The sequence below is a fragment of the Thauera linaloolentis 47Lol = DSM 12138 genome, from assembly GCF_000310205.1.
GTDB classification, from domain to species: Bacteria; Pseudomonadota; Gammaproteobacteria; order Burkholderiales; family Rhodocyclaceae; genus Thauera; species Thauera linaloolentis.
Genome location: NZ_AMXE01000082.1, coordinates 1 through 16,694, shown reverse-complemented (window position 1 = coordinate 16,694; position 16,694 = coordinate 1). Strand labels below are relative to the sequence as shown.

The window sequence follows — 16,694 nt, the reverse complement described above, 5'->3', positions numbered from 1 at the left end:
ATATGGCTAAGGGTAAGTTTGAGCGGACGAAGCCGCACGTCAACGTTGGTACGATCGGTCACGTTGACCACGGCAAGACCACGCTGACGGCCGCGATTACGACGGTGCTGACGAAGAAGTTCGGTGGCGAGGCGAAGGCGTACGACCAGATCGACGCGGCGCCGGAAGAGAAGGCGCGCGGGATCACGATCAACACGGCGCACGTGGAGTACGAGACGGAGTCGCGCCACTACGCGCACGTTGACTGCCCGGGTCACGCGGACTATGTGAAGAACATGATTACCGGTGCGGCGCAGATGGACGGCGCGATCCTGGTGTGCTCGGCTGCTGACGGCCCGATGCCGCAGACGCGCGAGCACATCCTGCTGGCGCGCCAGGTGGGCGTGCCGTACATCATCGTCTTCCTGAACAAGTGCGACATGGTCGACGACGAAGAGCTGCTCGAGCTGGTCGAGATGGAAGTGCGCGAGCTGCTGTCGAAGTACGACTTCCCGGGCGACGACGTGCCGATCATCAAGGGTTCGGCGCTGAAGGCGCTGGAAGGCGATCAGTCCGACATCGGCGAGCCGGCGATCTTCCGCCTGGCCGAAGCGCTGGACAGCTACATTCCGACGCCGGAGCGTGCGATCGACCGTCCGTTCCTGCTGCCGATCGAAGACGTGTTCTCGATCTCGGGCCGCGGCACCGTGGTGACGGGCCGTGTCGAGCGCGGGGTCGTCAAGGTTGGCGAGGAAATCGAGATCGTCGGTATCAAGGCGACGGTCAAGACCATCTGCACGGGCGTGGAAATGTTCCGCAAGCTGCTGGACCAAGGTCAAGCGGGCGACAACGTGGGTGTGCTGCTGCGCGGCACCAAGCGTGAAGACGTCGAGCGTGGCCAGGTTCTGGCCAAGCCGGGTTCGATCACGCCGCACACGCACTTCACGGGTGAAGTGTATGTGCTGTCGAAGGAAGAGGGCGGTCGTCACACGCCGTTCTTCAACAACTACCGTCCGCAGTTCTATTTCCGTACCACGGACGTGACGGGCTCGATCGAGCTGCCGGAAGGCACGGAGATGGTGATGCCGGGCGACAACGTGTCGATCACGGTGAAGCTGATCGCGCCGATCGCGATGGAAGAAGGTCTGCGTTTCGCGATCCGCGAAGGTGGCCGTACCGTCGGTGCCGGCGTCGTTGCCAAGATCATCGAGTAATTCTCGCTGATCGATGTAAAAGCGCATTCTGGCGGATGCGCTTTGTAGTCTCTGCTGCAGGGGTATAGCTCAACTGGCAGAGCGTCGGTCTCCAAAACCGAAGGTTGGGGGTTCGATTCCCTCTGCCCCTGCCATAATTTTCCGGGTGGTTTTTCGCAATGGCCGATAAGTTGAAGTTCGCGCTGGCTCTGGCTTTGCTAGCTGCTGGTGTTGTCGGCTTCTATCTGCTTTCCGAGCAGCCGCTCGTGTTGCGCGTGCTGTCCGTCCTTGTAGGCGTGGCTGCCGGCGTCGCCGTCGCGTGGTTCTCCGCGCCGGGCCGCCGATTCGTGGAGTTTGCGCGCGAAGCGATCACAGAAACGAAGAAGGTCGTCTGGCCGAGCCGCAAGGAAACAATGCAGACGACAGGTCTGGTGTTCGCCTTCGTGGTCGTGATGGCGATTTTCCTGTGGCTGACCGACAAGAGCCTGGAGTGGGTTCTGTACGATCTCGTTCTGGGTTGGAAGTGATATGACGAAGCGTTGGTACGTGGTTCATGCCTATTCCGGCTTCGAGAAGTCGGTGCAGCGGGCGCTCATCGAGCGCGTCAGCCGTGCGGGCATGCAGGATTTCTTCGGCCAGATACTGGTTCCGGTCGAAGAGGTCGTCGAAATGAAAGGCGGTCAGAAGAGCATCACCGAACGCAAGTTCTTCCCGGGCTATGTCCTCGTCGAGATGGAAATGAACGACGAGAGCTGGCACTTGGTGAAGTCGACGCCGAAAGTGACCGGTTTCGTCGGCGGTACGGCGAACAAGCCCGCGCCGATTTCCGACAAGGAAGTCGAGAAGATCATGCAGCAGATGCAGGACGGCGTCGACAAGCCGCGTCCGAAGGTGCTGTTCGAGATCGGCGAGGTGGTTCGTGTCAAGGAAGGTCCTTTCACCGACTTCCATGGCTCGGTCGAGGATGCGAACTACGAGAAAAGCAAGCTGCGCGTTTCCGTCACCATTTTTGGTCGCGCAACGCCGGTTGAACTGGATTTCACCCAGGTCGAAAAAACCTGAGTGCAGGGCGGCAGGCCGATCGGCCTGCCGTAGCCCGTTCACGACGGCCTTGGCCGGTTTCGTGGGCGGCAGCTAAGCGAGGAGCGCCGGAGCTTCCGACGCGTTAGCACTCATCATAGGAGCAAGCCGCAATGGCAAAGAAAATCATTGGCTACATCAAGCTGCAGGTGCCGGCCGGCAAGGCCAACCCCAGCCCCCCGATCGGTCCGGCGCTGGGTCAGCGCGGCCTGAACATCATGGAATTCTGCAAGGCCTTCAACGCCAAGACCCAGGGTCTCGAGCCGGGCTTGCCGATTCCGGTGGTGATCACCGCGTTTGCCGACAAGTCCTTCACCTTCATCATGAAGACGCCGCCGGCGACCGTGCTGATCAAGAAGGCTGCCGGCCTGCAGAAGGGCTCCGCCAAGCCCCATAGCGACAAGGTCGGTTCGATCACCCGCGCCCAGGTCGAGGAAATCGCCAAGACCAAGCAACCTGACCTCACCGCTGCCGATCTGGAGGCCGCCGTGCGTACGATCGCCGGTTCCGCCCGCAGCATGGGCATCACCGTGGAGGGCCTGTAATCATGGCAAAACTTTCCAAGCGAGTTCAGGCGCTGCGCGCCAAGGTCGATCGCAACCAGGCCTACCCGGTGGCGGAAGCCCTGGCGCTGGTCAAGGAATGCGCGACAGCCAAATTCGATGAATCGATCGACATCGCCGTCAATCTCGGCGTCGATGCGCGCAAGTCCGACCAGGTCGTGCGTGGTTCGGTCGTGCTGCCCGCCGGTACCGGCAAGAGCGTTCGCGTGGCCGTGTTCGCGCAGGGCGACAAGGCTGAAGCCGCCCGCGCTGCAGGCGCCGAAGTCGTCGGTTTCGATGATCTCGCCGAGCAGGTCAAGGCCGGCAAGCTGGATTTCGATGTCTGCATCGCCACGCCGGACGCCATGCGCGTCGTCGGGCAACTGGGCCAGATCCTCGGCCCGCGCGGCCTGATGCCGAACCCGAAGGTCGGCACCGTCACCATGGACGTCGCCACGGCGGTGAAGAATGCCAAGGCCGGTCAGGTGCAGTACCGCACCGACAAGGCTGGCCTGGTGCATGCCACCATCGGCCGTGCTTCCTTCGGCGTCGAAGCGCTGCAGCAGAACCTGTCCGCCTTCGTCGATGCGCTGGTCAAGGCCAAGCCGGCTGCCGCCAAGGGCGTCTACCTGCGCCGCATCGCCGTTTCCAGCACCATGGGTGCGGGCGTCCGCGTCGAGCCGAGCAGCGTCAATGCCGTTTCTTGATGGCATGCCGCCTGTCCGCAGGCGGCAGCAATAGAACTTTGGGCCGTGCCGGGCGTGTGTTTTGGCACGGATCGTCAAAGACCGCAGGTGCGGAAGGATTTCTGATCCGACCGTTTAATTGTCTCCGGACGGCCTGCGCAGATGGTGTGCCCAGAACAGGATTCTGGCTGCGAAGCAGCCGCGCTCCTGATCCAGGTCGCCGTGGGTGCGAACCGTTTCTTTCCGGTTCGCGTGTTGACTTGAAAAGGAGGAAAGGCCTGTGGGTCTCAATCTTGATGACAAGAAAGCCGTAGTGGCTGAGGTGTCGGCACAGGTGGCCAATGCCCAGACGATCGCGGTGGCCGAGTATCGCGGCGTCGAGGTGAGCGATCTCACCGTGCTGCGTGCCAAGGCTCGCGAAGCTGGCGTGTACCTGCGCGTGCTGAAGAACACCCTGGTCCGTCGTGCGATCGCCGGTACCCCTTTCGAGGGGCTGTCCGATCAACTGACCGGTCCGTTGATCTATGGTATCTCGACCGATCCGGTCGCGGCTGCCAAGGTGCTGAACGATTTCGCCAAGGGCAATGACAAGCTGGTGCTGAAGGCTGGTTCCTATGCGGGCAATACGCTCGACAAGGCCAGCGTGCAAGCGCTCGCGTCGATCCCGAGCCGCGAAGAGCTGCTGTCGACCCTGCTGGGCGTCATGCAGGCGCCGGTGTCCGGCTTCGCCTGCGCCATGGCCGCTCTCGCCAAGAAGCGCGAAGAAGAAGCTGCCGCCGCCTGAAGGCCGCAGCGCTTCTCCCCGTTCGCACAAGCATACTGAATATTTTCGATTCTGGAGTTTTTTGAAATGGCAATCACCAAAGAAGACATCCTCGAAGCCGTTGGCGCGATGACCGTTATGGAACTGAACGACCTGGTCAAGGCGTTCGAAGAGAAGTTCGGCGTGTCCGCTGCCGCGATGGCCGTGGCTGCCCCGGGCGCCGGCGCCGCTGCCGCTGCCGTGGAAGAGAAGACCGAGTTCGACGTCGTGCTGACCGCGACCGGCGACAAGAAGGTCGAGGTCATCAAGGTCGTCCGCGCCGCTACCGGCCTGGGCCTGAAGGAAGCGAAGGACCTGGTCGACGGCGCGCCGAAGACCGTGAAGGAAGGCGCTTCGAAGGCCGACGCCGAAGCGCTGAAGAAGCAATTGGAAGACGCTGGCGCCAAGGTCGAAATCAAGTAACATTCGGCTTTCCAGCGGGGCTGGCACTCTTCGGAGTGCCAGCCCTTTCGTGCTTTGTATCGAAGCTTGCGGGACCGAATGCGGGACGCGAGCAGCAAGCGAAGCCAGAGCAGAGCGTTTGCGGGCCGGTTGCCGGCCTGGAGTCAAGCGGACGCTGTGTTCTGTCTTTTAGATGTCAGCCCTCTAGCCGGAGCATCCATGGCGTATTCCTACACCGAAAAGAAACGTATCCGCAAGAGCTTCGCCAAGCGCGCGGCCGTGCTCGATGCGCCTTTCCTGCTCGCCACCCAGATCGAGTCGTTTGCCGAGTTCCTGCAGGCCGAAACCCTGCCGGAGGCAAGGCGCAACCAGGGCTTGCAGGCGGCCTTCACCTCGATCTTTCCGATCTCGAGCCACAGCGGCAACGCGCGTCTCGAATTCGTCCAGTACATGCTGGGTGAGCCTGCCTTCGACGTGAAGGAGTGCCAGCAGCGCGGTCTCACCTTCGCCTCCCCGCTGCGCGCACGTGTGCGCCTGGTCATCATGGACCGCGAAGCGCCCAAGGAGACCATCAAGGAAGTCAAGGAGCAGGAGGTCTACATGGGCGAAATCCCGCTCATGACCACCACCGGCTCCTTCGTCATCAACGGCACCGAGCGCGTCATCGTCTCGCAGCTGCACCGTTCGCCCGGTGTCTTCTTCGAGCACGACCGCGGCAAGACCCACTCCTCGGGCAAGCTGCTGTTCTCGGCCCGCATCATTCCCTATCGCGGTTCGTGGCTCGATTTCGAGTTCGACCCGAAGGACTATCTCTACTTCCGCGTCGACCGCCGCCGCAAGATGCCGGTGACGATCCTGCTGCGTGCCATCGGCATGAGCCCGGAAGAGATCCTGGCAACCTTCCACGATTTCGACAATTTCCACCTGCAGGGCGAAGGCGCGCAGTTCGAGCTGGTGCCCGACCGCCTGCGCGGCGAAGTGGCGCGCTTCGACATCGTCACCCCCGACGGCAAGATCATCGTCGCGCGCGACAAGCGCATCACGTCCAAGCACATCCGCGAAATCGACCAGGCCGGCGTCAAGACCATCGGCGTGCCGGACGAGTTCGTGCTCGGCCGTGTGATCGCCAACGACATCGCCGATCCCGAGACCGGCGAAGTGCTGGCGCGCGCCAACGACGAGCTGACCGAAGACCTGCTGGACAAGCTGCGCACTGCGGGCGTGACCGAGCTGCGTACCCTGTACATCAACGATCTCGACCGCGGTGGCTACATCTCGCAGACCCTGCGCATCGACGAGACCACCGACCAGTGGGCAGCCAAGGTCGCGATCTACCGTATGATGCGCCCGGGCGAGCCGCCCACCGAGGATGCGGTGGAAGGCCTGTTCAACGGCCTGTTCTATGCCGAGGAGCGCTACGACTTGTCTTCGGTCGGCCGCATGAAGTTCAACCGCCGCGCCTATCCCGAGAAGATCGACGACAAGGCGCCGGGCTGGCTCAAGCGCTTCTACGAGCGCGTTGGCGCCCAGGGCGAGGACGGCCCGGGGGTCCTGGTCAACGAAGACATCCTGGCCGTCATCGGCGTGCTCGTCGAACTGCGCAACGGCCGTGGCGAGATCGATGACATCGACCACCTCGGCAACCGCCGCGTGCGGTCGGTGGGCGAGCTGGCGGAGAACCAGTTCCGCGCCGGTCTGGTGCGTGTCGAGCGCGCAGTCAAGGAGCGCCTGTCGCAGGCCGAGTCCGACAACCTGATGCCGCACGATCTGATCAACGCCAAGCCGATCTCGGCCGCGATCAAGGAGTTCTTCGGCTCCAGCCAGTTGTCGCAGTTCATGGACCAGACCAACCCGCTGTCCGAGATCACGCACAAGCGCCGCGTCTCGGCGCTGGGCCCGGGCGGCCTGACGCGCGAGCGTGCCGGCTTCGAAGTACGTGACGTGCACCCGACCCACTATGGCCGCGTGTGCCCGATCGAAACGCCGGAAGGCCCGAACATCGGCCTGATCAACTCGCTGGCCGTGTATGCGCGCACCAACCGCCACGGCTTCCTCGAGACCCCGTACCGCAAGGTGATCGACGGGAAGGTCAGCAACCAGATCGACTTCCTCTCCGCTATCGAGGAAGGCCAGTACGTGATCGCCCAGGCGAATGCGGAGATCGACGCCGCCGGCATGCTCGCGGGCGATCTCGTGTCCTGCCGCCATAAGGGCGAGTTTCTGCTGGCGACCTCGGACATGGTCCAGTACATGGACGTCGCGCCGGGCCAGATCGTGTCGGTGGCGGCGTCGCTGATTCCGTTCCTCGAGCACGACGACGCCAACCGTGCGCTGATGGGCGCCAACATGCAGCGCCAGGCGGTACCCTGCCTGCGTCCGGAAAAGCCGCTGGTCGGTACCGGCATCGAGCGCCGCGTGGCGGTCGACTCCGGCACCGCGGTGCAGGCCACGCGCGGCGGCATCGTCGACTACGTGGATGCAAACCGTATCGTGGTGCGGGTGAACGACGATGAGACCCTCGCGGGCGAGGTCGGCGTCGACATCTACAACATGATCAAGTACACCCGTTCGAACCAGAACACCAACATCAACCAGCGTCCGGTGGTGAAGGTGGGCGACCGCATCGCCAAGGGCGACGTCGTGGCCGATGGCGCCTCGACCGACCTCGGCGAGCTCGCACTGGGCCAGAACATGCTGGTCGGCTTCATGCCGTGGAACGGCTACAACTTCGAAGACTCGATCCTGATCTCCGAACGCGTGGTCGCCGACGACCGTTTCACCTCGATCCACGTCGAGGAACTGACCGTCGTTGCCCGCGACACCAAGCTCGGACCCGAGGAAATCACCCGCGACATCGCGTCGCTGGGTGAAGCGCAACTGTCGCGCCTGGACGAATCGGGCATCGTCTACATCGGTGCCGAAGTCGAAGCCGGCGACGTGCTGGTGGGCAAGGTGACGCCGAAGGGCGAAACCCAGCTGACGCCGGAAGAAAAGCTGCTGCGCGCGATCTTTGGCGAGAAGGCCTCGGACGTGAAGGACACTTCGCTGCGTGTGCCCTCCGGCATGGTTGGCACCGTCATCGACGTGCAGGTGTTCACCCGCGAAGGCATCGAGCGCGACAAGCGCGCGCAGTCGATCATCGACGACCAGTTGCGCAGCTTCAAGACTGACCTGGCCGATCAGATGCGCATCGTCGAACGCGACGCGTTCGCCCGTATCAAGCGCATGATCCTGGGCCAGAAGGCCAATGGCGGCCCGAAGAAGCTCGCCAAGGGCGCCGAACTGAGCGAGGAGTATCTCGATTCGCTCGAGTTCTATCACTGGTTCGACATCCGTCTTGCCGACGAGACGCTGGCGACGCAGCTCGAAGCCGTGCGCGAGGGCCTCGAAAATACCCGCAAGGACTTCGATCAGGCCTTCGAGATCAAGAAGAAGAAGCTCACCCAGGGCGACGAACTGCCGCCGGGTGTGCAGAAGATGGTCAAGGTCTACCTGGCGGTGAAGCGCCGCCTGCAGCCGGGCGACAAGATGGCCGGCCGCCACGGCAACAAGGGCGTGGTGTCGAAGATCGTCCCGGTCGAGGACATGCCCTACATGGAAGACGGCACGCCGCTCGACATCGTGCTGAACCCGCTGGGCGTTCCGTCGCGGATGAACATCGGCCAGATCCTCGAGACCCACCTCGGCTGGGCGGCCAAGGGCCTGGGCCAGCAGATCGACAAGATGCTGCAGGCGAAGGCTTCGGCGGACGAACTGCGCGGCTTCATGGACCAGATCTACAACCGCAGCGGCAAATCGGAAGACATCACGGGGCTGAGCGAAGACGAGGTGTTCGATCTCGCAGGCAACCTGAAGAAGGGCGTGCCTTTCGCGACGCCGGTGTTCGACGGTGCCAAGGAGGCCGAGATCGAGCAGATGCTCGAACTCGCCGGCCTGCCGGTCGGCGGTCAGGTGACGCTGTTCGACGGTCGCACCGGGGAAGCCTTCGAGCGCAAGGTGACCGTGGGCTACAAGCACGTGCTGAAGCTGCACCACCTCGTCGATGACAAGATGCACGCCCGTTCCACCGGTCCGTACTCGCTCGTCACCCAGCAGCCGCTGGGCGGCAAGGCGCAATTCGGTGGCCAGCGCTTCGGTGAAATGGAAGTGTGGGCGCTGGAAGCCTACGGCGCGGCCTACACGCTGCAGGAGATGCTGACGGTCAAGTCAGATGACGTGACCGGCCGGACCAAGGTGTACGAAAACATCGTCAAGGGCGAGCACAAGATCGATTCCGGCATGCCGGAGTCCTTCAACGTGCTGGTGAAGGAAATCCGTTCGCTCGCGATCGACATCGATCTCGATCGCGGGTGAGCTGCTCGATTCCTTCCCTGTAACCCGCCTGCGAACGATTGAACCCCGGGGCCGCCGCACACGATGCGGCGGCCTGGATGGAGTGATACATGAAAAGCCTGCTCGCTGACCTGTTCAAGCAAACCCTGCCGAACGAGGAAGAGTTCGACGCGATCACCATCGGGCTCGCCTCGCCCGACAAGATCCGCACCTGGTCCTACGGCGAAGTAAAGAAGCCGGAAACCATCAACTACCGCACCTTCAAGCCCGAGCGCGATGGCCTGTTCTGCGCCAAGATCTTCGGCCCGGTGAAGGACTACGAGTGCCTGTGCGGCAAGTACAAGCGCCTCAAGCACCGCGGCGTGATCTGCGAGAAGTGCGGCGTCGAAGTGACGCTGTCGAAAGTGCGCCGCGAACGCATGGGCCACATCGAACTGGCCTCGCCGGTCGCCCACATCTGGTTCCTGAAGAGCCTGCCGAGCCGCCTCGGCATGGTGCTCGACATGACGCTGCGCGACATCGAGCGCGTGCTGTACTTCGAAGCCTTCGTCGTCGTCGAGCCGGGCATGACCCCGCTCAACCGCGGCCAGTTGCTGACCGAGGACGACTACCTCGCCAAGGTCGAGGAATATGGCGATGATTTCGACGCCGTGATGGGCGCCGAAGGCATTCGCGAGCTGCTGCGCACGCTCGACGTGACGCTGGAAGTCGAGAAGCTGCGCGGTGACCTCGAGACCACCAATTCCGAAGCCAAGATCAAGAAGTTCTCCAAGCGCCTGAAGGTCCTCGAGGCCTTCCAGCAATCGGGCATCAAGCCCGAATGGATGGTGCTGGAAGTGCTGCCGGTGCTGCCGCCCGATCTGCGTCCGCTGGTGCCGCTGGACGGTGGCCGCTTCGCCACCTCCGACCTGAACGACCTGTATCGCCGCGTCATCAACCGCAACAACCGCCTGAAGCGCCTGCTCGAACTGAAGGCGCCCGACATCATCGTGCGCAACGAGAAGCGCATGCTGCAGGAAGCCGTCGACTCGCTGCTCGACAACGGCCGCCGCGGCAAGGCCATGACCGGCGCCAACAAGCGCCCGCTGAAGTCGCTGGCCGACATGATCAAGGGCAAGGGCGGCCGCTTCCGCCAGAACCTGCTGGGCAAGCGCGTCGACTATTCCGGCCGTTCGGTGATCACCGTCGGCCCGCAGCTCAAGCTGCACCAGTGCGGCCTGCCCAAGCTGATGGCGCTCGAACTGTTCAAGCCCTTCATCTTCAACAAGCTCGAACTGATGGGGCTGGCCACGACCATCAAGCAGGCGAAGAAGATGGTGGAGTCGCAGGAGCCGGTGGTGTGGGACATCCTCGAAGAGGTGATCCGCGAGCATCCGGTGCTGCTGAACCGCGCGCCGACGCTGCACCGCCTCGGCATCCAGGCTTTCGAGCCGGTGCTGATCGAGGGCAAGGCGATCCAGCTGCACCCGCTGGTCTGCGTCGCCTTCAACGCCGACTTCGACGGCGACCAGATGGCCGTCCACGTGCCGCTGTCGCTCGAGGCGCAGATGGAAGCCCGCACCCTGATGCTGGCCTCCAACAACGTGCTGTCGCCCGCCAACGGCGAGCCGATCATCGTGCCGTCGCAGGACATCGTGCTGGGCCTGTACTACGCCACCCGCGAAGGTGTGAACGTGCCGGGCGAGGGCATGCTGTTCACCGATGTCGGCGAGATCAAGCGCGCCTACGAGTCCGGCCAGATCGCGCTGCACGCGCGTGTCACCGTGCGCCTCAAGGAAGCCGATCTGGGCCCCAACGGCGAGCGCATCGAGAAGATCAACCGCTACGAGACCACCGCCGGCCGTGCCATCCTGTCGGAAATCCTGCCGGCCGGCCTGCCGTTCAGCGTCATCGACAAGCCGCTGAAGAAGAAGGAGATCTCCAAGCTGATCAACGCTTCCTTCCGCCGTTGCGGCCTGCGTGCGACGGTGATCTTCGCCGACCAGCTGATGCAGTTCGGCTACCGTCTCGCGACCCGTGCCGGCCTGTCGATCGCGGTCAAGGACATGCTGGTGCCGACGGCCAAGCACGATCTGATCCGTGCGGCCGAAGCCGAGGTCAAGGAAATCGCGCAGCAATACACGTCGGGTCTGGTGACCGACGGCGAGCGCTACAACAAGGTCGTGGATATCTGGGGCCGCTGCGGCGACCAAGTCGCCAAGGCGATGATGGAGCAGCTCGGCTCCGAGGAAGTGGTCAACCGCGAAGGCAAGACCGTCCGCCAGGAGTCGTTCAACTCGATCTACATGATGGCCGACTCGGGCGCCCGCGGTTCCGCGGCGCAGATCCGCCAGCTGGCCGGCATGCGCGGCCTGATGGCGAAGCCGGACGGCTCCATCATCGAGACGCCGATCACGACCAACTTCCGTGAAGGCCTGAACGTCCTGCAGTACTTCATCTCGACCCACGGCGCGCGCAAGGGCCTGGCCGATACCGCGCTGAAGACCGCCAACTCCGGCTACCTGACCCGCCGTTTGGTGGACGTCACCCAGGATCTGGTGGTGATCGAGGACGACTGCGGCACGCGTGACGGCTTTGCCATGAAGGCGCTGATCGAGGGCGGTGAAGTCGTCGAGCCGCTGCGCGAACGCATCCTGGGACGCGTCACGGCCGAGGACGTCGTCAATCCGGATACCCAGGAAACGGTGATCGAAGCCGGCAGCCTGCTCGACGAAAGCGCGGTCGAACTGATCGAAGGGCTTGGTGTGGACGAGGTCAAGGTGCGTACGCCGCTGACCTGCGAAACCCGCTACGGGCTGTGCGCCAAATGCTATGGCCGCGACCTCGGCCGCGGCTCGATGGTCAATGCCGGCGAGGCGGTGGGCGTCATCGCCGCGCAGTCGATCGGCGAACCGGGTACGCAGCTGACGATGCGGACCTTCCACGTCGGCGGCGCCGCGTCGCGAGCCGCCGCTGCGAGCGGCGTCGAGGCCAAGTCGGGTGGCACCATCCGTTTTGCCGGCAACATGCGCTACGTGTCCAATGCGAAGGGCGAAAAGGTCGTCATCGCGCGTTCGGCCGAGGTCGTCGTCGCCGACGACATGGGCCGCGAACGCGAGCGCCACAAGCTCCCCTACGGTGCGATGCTGCTGGTCGACGACGGCGCGGCCGTCAAGGCGGGCGTGCAACTCGCTACCTGGGATCCGCATACCCGCCCCATCGTCACCGAGTATTCGGGTACGGTGAAGTTCGAGAACGTCGAGGAAGGCGCGACGGTCGCGAAGCAGATCGACGAGGTCACCGGCCTGTCGACCCTCGTCGTCATCGATTCCAAGCGCCGCTCGACGACCGGCAGCGCGAAGGGTGTGCGGCCGCAGGTCAAGCTGCTGGACGAGAACGGCGAGGAAGTGAAGATCGCCGGCACGGACCATGCCGTGGCCATCACGTTCCAGGTCGGTTCGCTGATCACGGTCAAGGACGGCCAGCAGATCGGCGTCGGCGAGGTCCTGGCGCGCATCCCGCAGGAATCGGCGAAGACCCGCGACATTACCGGTGGTCTGCCGCGCGTCGCGGAACTGTTCGAAGCGCGCGCGCCGAAGGATGCCGGCATGCTGGCCGAGTATACGGGCACGGTCTCGTTCGGCAAGGAAACCAAGGGCAAACAGCGCCTGGTGATCACCGAGCCGGACGGAACGGCGCACGAGTTCCTGATCCCGAAGGACAAGCACCTGATGGTCCATGATGGCCAGGTGGTGAACAAGGGCGAACTCATCGTCGACGGCCCGGCCGATCCGCACGACATCCTGCGCCTGCAAGGGATCAGCGAACTGGCCCGCTACATCATCGACGAGGTGCAGGACGTCTATCGCCTGCAGGGCGTGAAGATCAACGACAAGCACATCGAGGTGATCGTTCGCCAGATGCTGCGCCGCGTCGTGATCACCGATTCGGGCGATACCCGATTCATCCGCGAAGAGCAGGTGGAACGTTCGGAAGTGCTCGACGAGAACGATCGCATGGAAGCGGAGGGCAAGTTGCCGGCTCAGTACGAAAACGTGCTGCTCGGCATCACCAAGGCGTCCCTGTCGACCGACTCGTTCATCTCCGCGGCGTCCTTCCAGGAAACGACACGTGTGCTGACCGAAGCGGCGATCATGGGCAAGCGCGACGAGTTGCGCGGCCTGAAGGAGAACGTCATTGTCGGACGCCTGATCCCGGCGGGCACCGGTCTTGCCTATCACCGCAGCCGCAAGGCGCAGGAACAAGGGCTGGATCTCGGTGCGGAGCATGCGTGGGCCGCCATGGAAGCCGTTGTGGAACCGCAGCAGGACATCGAGGCCAGTTGACTTTTTCTGTCGTCTCGGAATAGAATCCGGCCTCTTTTTGTGGACTGACCAATCGTAGTCATCCATTTTGGCCGACCGGTTCAGGTCGGTTGAAGCCGGAATCATCCGTCCGAGGCGGCCCGTGGTGGGCTGCCTCGGTTTTTTGGGAAATTCTTAAGCTATGCCAACAATCAATCAGCTTGTCCGCAAGCCGCGCCAGATGGAAGCTTCGAAGAGCAAGGTTCCGGCTCTGGAAGCCTGCCCTCAGAAGCGTGGTGTGTGCACCCGTGTCTATACCACGACCCCGAAGAAGCCGAACTCCGCGCTGCGTAAGGTCGCCAAGGTTCGTCTGACCAACGGTTTCGAGGTCATCTCGTACATCGGCGGTGAAGGCCACAACCTGCAGGAGCACTCCGTGGTGCTGATCCGTGGCGGTCGTGTCAAGGACTTGCCGGGTGTGCGCTACCACATCGTTCGCGGCTCCCTCGATCTGCAGGGCGTCAAGGATCGTAAGCAGTCGCGCTCCAAGTACGGCGCGAAGCGTCCGAAGAAAGCCTGATTGTTGGCCAAAGAAATTTAGCGAGAGGTTGTCATGCCGCGTCGTCGTGAAGTACCCAAGCGCGAAGTCCTGCCGGATCCCAAGTTCGGTAACCAGGATGTTTCGAAGTTCATCAACGTGATCATGCAGTCGGGCAAGAAGTCCGTTGCAGAACGCATCGTCTATGGCGCGTTCGATCACATTACCACCAAGGCCAACAAGGATCCGCTGGAGATCTTCGCGGCTGCCGTCGGCAACGTGAAGCCGGTCGTCGAGGTCAAGAGCCGTCGCGTCGGTGGTGCCAACTACCAGGTGCCGGTCGAAGTGCGTCCGTCGCGCCGTATGGCGCTGTCGATGCGCTGGCTGCGCGAAGCCGCGCGCAAGCGCGCCGAGAAGTCCATGGCCCAGCGTCTTGCCGGCGAGCTGCTCGAGGCCGCCGAAGGTCGCGGTGCGGCCATGAAGAAGCGTGAAGAAGTCCACCGCATGGCTGAAGCCAACAAGGCGTTCTCGCACTTCCGCTTCTGATTTTCGTCGGTAGCGGTAACTCGGGCCCTGTATAGGGCTCGATTGTTTTCTAACGCAAGAAACTCGTTGATCGCGTCAACGGCGCGCATAACAGAAGGCAGGTAAAACGTGGCTCGCAAGACACCTATCGAGCGCTACCGCAATATCGGTATCTCCGCTCACATCGACGCCGGCAAGACGACTACGACCGAGCGTATCCTCTTCTACACCGGCGTGAGCCATAAGCTCGGTGAGGTGCATGATGGCGCAGCGACCACCGACTGGATGGCGCAGGAGCAAGAGCGCGGCATCACCATTACTTCGGCTGCGGTGACCTGCTTCTGGAAGGGCATGGATCAGTCCTTCCCCGAGCATCGCTTCAATATCATCGACACCCCGGGACACGTCGACTTTACTATCGAAGTCGAGCGCTCGATGCGCGTGCTGGACGGTGCCTGCATGGTCTACTGCGCCGTCGGTGGTGTTCAGCCGCAGTCGGAAACCGTGTGGCGCCAGGCGACCAAGTACAAGGTGCCGCGTCTGGCCTTCGTGAACAAGATGGACCGCTCCGGTGCCAACTTCTTCAAGGTCGTCGACCAGATGAAGACGCGCCTGAAGGCGAACCCGGTTCCGGTCGTCGTGCCCATTGGCGCGGAAGACACCTTCACCGGTGTCATCGACCTGCTGAAGATGAAGGCGATCATCTGGGACGAAGCCTCTCAGGGCATGAAGTTCGAGTACCAGGAGATTCCGGCCGAGCTGGTCGGCGTTGCCGAAGAATGGCGCGCGAACATGGTCGAAGCGGCCGCCGAAGCCACCGAAGACCTGATGAACAAGTACCTCGAGGAAGGGGAGCTTTCCGAGGAAGAGGTGATTGCCGGCCTGCGGGCGCGCACCCTGGCGTGCGAGATCCAGCCGATGCTGTGTGGCACCGCGTTCAAGAACAAGGGCGTGCAGCGCATGCTCGACGCCGTCATCCAGTACCTGCCGTCGCCCGTCGATATTCCCCCGGTCGCCGGTGTGGATGACGACGAGAAGGAAGTCGTCCGCTACGCCAAGGACGAAGAAAAGTTCTCGGCGCTGGCCTTCAAGCTGATGACCGACCCGTTCGTCGGACAACTGACCTTCATCCGCGTCTATTCGGGTGTGCTCGAATCGGGTTCGACCGTGCTGAACTCGGTCAAGGGCAAGAAGGAGCGCATCGGCCGTCTGCTGCAGATGCATGCCAACGACCGCGAAGAAATCAAGGAAGTGCTGGCGGGCGACATCGCCGCCGTGGTCGGCCTGAAGGACGTGACCACCGGCGAGACGCTGTGCGACGTTTCGGCGCCGGTCATCCTCGAGCGCATGGTCTTCCCGGATCCGGTGATTCACGTCGCCGTCGAGCCGAAGACCAAGAGCGACCAGGAAAAGATGGGCCTCGCGCTCAGCCGCCTGGCTGCGGAAGATCCGTCGTTCCGTGTGCGTACCGATGAAGAATCGGGCCAGACCATCATCTCGGGCATGGGCGAGCTGCACCTCGAGATCATCGTCGACCGCATGAAGCGCGAGTTCAACGTCGAAGCCAACGTGGGTGCGCCGCAGGTCGCCTATCGCGAAACCATCCGCAAGGCAGCCAACGACGTCGAAGGCAAGTTCGTCAAGCAGTCGGGTGGTCGTGGTCAGTATGGTCACGTCGTCATCAACCTGGAGCCGGCCGAGCAAGGCAAGGGCTACGAGTTCGTCGATGCGGTCAAGGGTGGCGTGGTTCCGCGCGAGTACATCCCGGCGGTCGACAAGGGCATCCAGGAAACCCTCAACAACGGTATCCTTGCCGGCTTCCCGGTGGTGGATGTCAAGGTTACGCTGCACTTCGGTTCGTACCACGACGTGGACTCGAACGAAAACGCCTTCAAGATGGCCGGTTCCATGGCTTTCAAGGAAGCAATGCGCCGCGCCAGCCCGGTTCTGCTCGAGCCGATGATGGCCGTCGTGGTCGAGACGCCGGAAGATTACATGGGCAACGTCATGGGCGATCTGTCCGGCCGTCGCGGCATCGTTCAGGGCATGGACGACATTCCGGGTGGCATGAAGGAAATCAAGGCAGAGGTGCCGCTGGCCGAAATGTTCGGCTACGCTACCCAGTTGCGCTCGCTGACCCAGGGCCGTGCGACCTATTCGATGGAGTTCAAGCACTACGCCGAAGCTCCGAAGAGTGTCGCCGAAGCCGTCATCAGCAGCCGAAAGTAATTCAGTAACGACAACTAGAGGATCCACGAATATGGCTAAGGGTAAGTTTGAGCGGACGAAGCCGCACGTCAACGTTGGTACGATCGGTCACGTTGACCACGGC

12 protein-coding genes and 1 tRNA gene are annotated in these 16,694 nt (G+C 63.0%); all 13 read left to right on the top strand.

Features of this window, described 5'->3' with window-relative positions; all coding sequences use genetic code 11:
- Positions 1 to 2: 2 nt before the first annotated feature.
- The 13 genes from tuf to fusA all read left to right on the top strand — a co-directional run bounded on the left by tuf (position 3) and on the right by fusA (position 16,591).
- Positions 3 to 1,193 (top strand): elongation factor Tu, encoded by a 1,191-nt coding sequence (gene tuf / locus C666_RS15915; protein WP_004332390.1) that lies wholly within the window; start codon positions 3 to 5, stop codon positions 1,191 to 1,193.
- 58 nt (positions 1,194 to 1,251) lie between these two features.
- Positions 1,252 to 1,327: transfer RNA gene (locus tag C666_RS15910), tRNA-Trp, on the top strand.
- Positions 1,328 to 1,351: 24 nt separating this feature from the next.
- Positions 1,352 to 1,699 (top strand): preprotein translocase subunit SecE, encoded by a 348-nt coding sequence (gene secE, locus C666_RS15905; protein WP_004343165.1) that lies wholly within the window; start codon positions 1,352 to 1,354, stop codon positions 1,697 to 1,699.
- Between the two features lies 1 nt (position 1,700).
- Entirely contained in the window at positions 1,701 to 2,234 is a 534-nt protein-coding gene (gene nusG, locus C666_RS15900; protein ID WP_004343163.1) for a transcription termination/antitermination protein NusG, read from the top strand.
- Between the two features lie 131 nt (positions 2,235 to 2,365).
- Positions 2,366 to 2,797 (top strand): 50S ribosomal protein L11, encoded by a 432-nt coding sequence (gene rplK / locus C666_RS15895; RefSeq protein WP_004343161.1) that lies wholly within the window; start codon positions 2,366 to 2,368, stop codon positions 2,795 to 2,797.
- Between the two features lie 2 nt (positions 2,798 to 2,799).
- A complete protein-coding gene (gene rplA, locus C666_RS15890; RefSeq protein WP_004343159.1) occupies positions 2,800 to 3,501 on the top strand; it encodes a 50S ribosomal protein L1 in 702 nt (233 codons plus the stop codon).
- Positions 3,502 to 3,760: 259 nt separating this feature from the next.
- Entirely contained in the window at positions 3,761 to 4,264 is a 504-nt protein-coding gene (gene rplJ / locus C666_RS15885; RefSeq protein WP_004343157.1) for a 50S ribosomal protein L10, read from the top strand.
- A 66-nt stretch (positions 4,265 to 4,330) separates the two neighbouring features.
- Positions 4,331 to 4,705 carry a 50S ribosomal protein L7/L12 gene (rplL, locus tag C666_RS15880; protein WP_004343155.1) on the top strand — a complete coding sequence of 125 codons (375 nt, stop codon included), beginning with the start codon at positions 4,331 to 4,333 and terminating at the stop codon, positions 4,703 to 4,705.
- Positions 4,706 to 4,903: 198 nt separating this feature from the next.
- The gene (rpoB, locus tag C666_RS15875; RefSeq protein ID WP_004343153.1) at positions 4,904 to 9,037 is read left to right on the top strand and encodes a DNA-directed RNA polymerase subunit beta; all 4,134 of its coding nucleotides are present in this window, start codon (positions 4,904 to 4,906) and stop codon (positions 9,035 to 9,037) included.
- Positions 9,038 to 9,126: 89 nt separating this feature from the next.
- On the top strand, positions 9,127 to 13,341 hold the full coding sequence (rpoC, locus tag C666_RS15870) for a DNA-directed RNA polymerase subunit beta' (RefSeq protein ID WP_004343151.1): 4,215 nt from the start codon (positions 9,127 to 9,129) through the stop codon (positions 13,339 to 13,341).
- A gap of 160 nt (positions 13,342 to 13,501) precedes the next feature.
- Positions 13,502 to 13,879, top strand: coding sequence for a 30S ribosomal protein S12 (gene rpsL, locus C666_RS15865; protein WP_004258162.1), 378 nt, complete (start codon positions 13,502 to 13,504; stop codon positions 13,877 to 13,879).
- A 33-nt stretch (positions 13,880 to 13,912) separates the two neighbouring features.
- Positions 13,913 to 14,383, top strand: coding sequence for a 30S ribosomal protein S7 (gene rpsG, locus C666_RS15860; RefSeq protein WP_004343148.1), 471 nt, complete (start codon positions 13,913 to 13,915; stop codon positions 14,381 to 14,383).
- 108 nt (positions 14,384 to 14,491) lie between these two features.
- Complete coding sequence (gene fusA, locus C666_RS15855) at positions 14,492 to 16,591, top strand: elongation factor G (protein WP_004343146.1); 2,100 nt, start codon at positions 14,492 to 14,494, stop codon at positions 16,589 to 16,591.
- Positions 16,592 to 16,694: the final 103 nt, after the last annotated feature.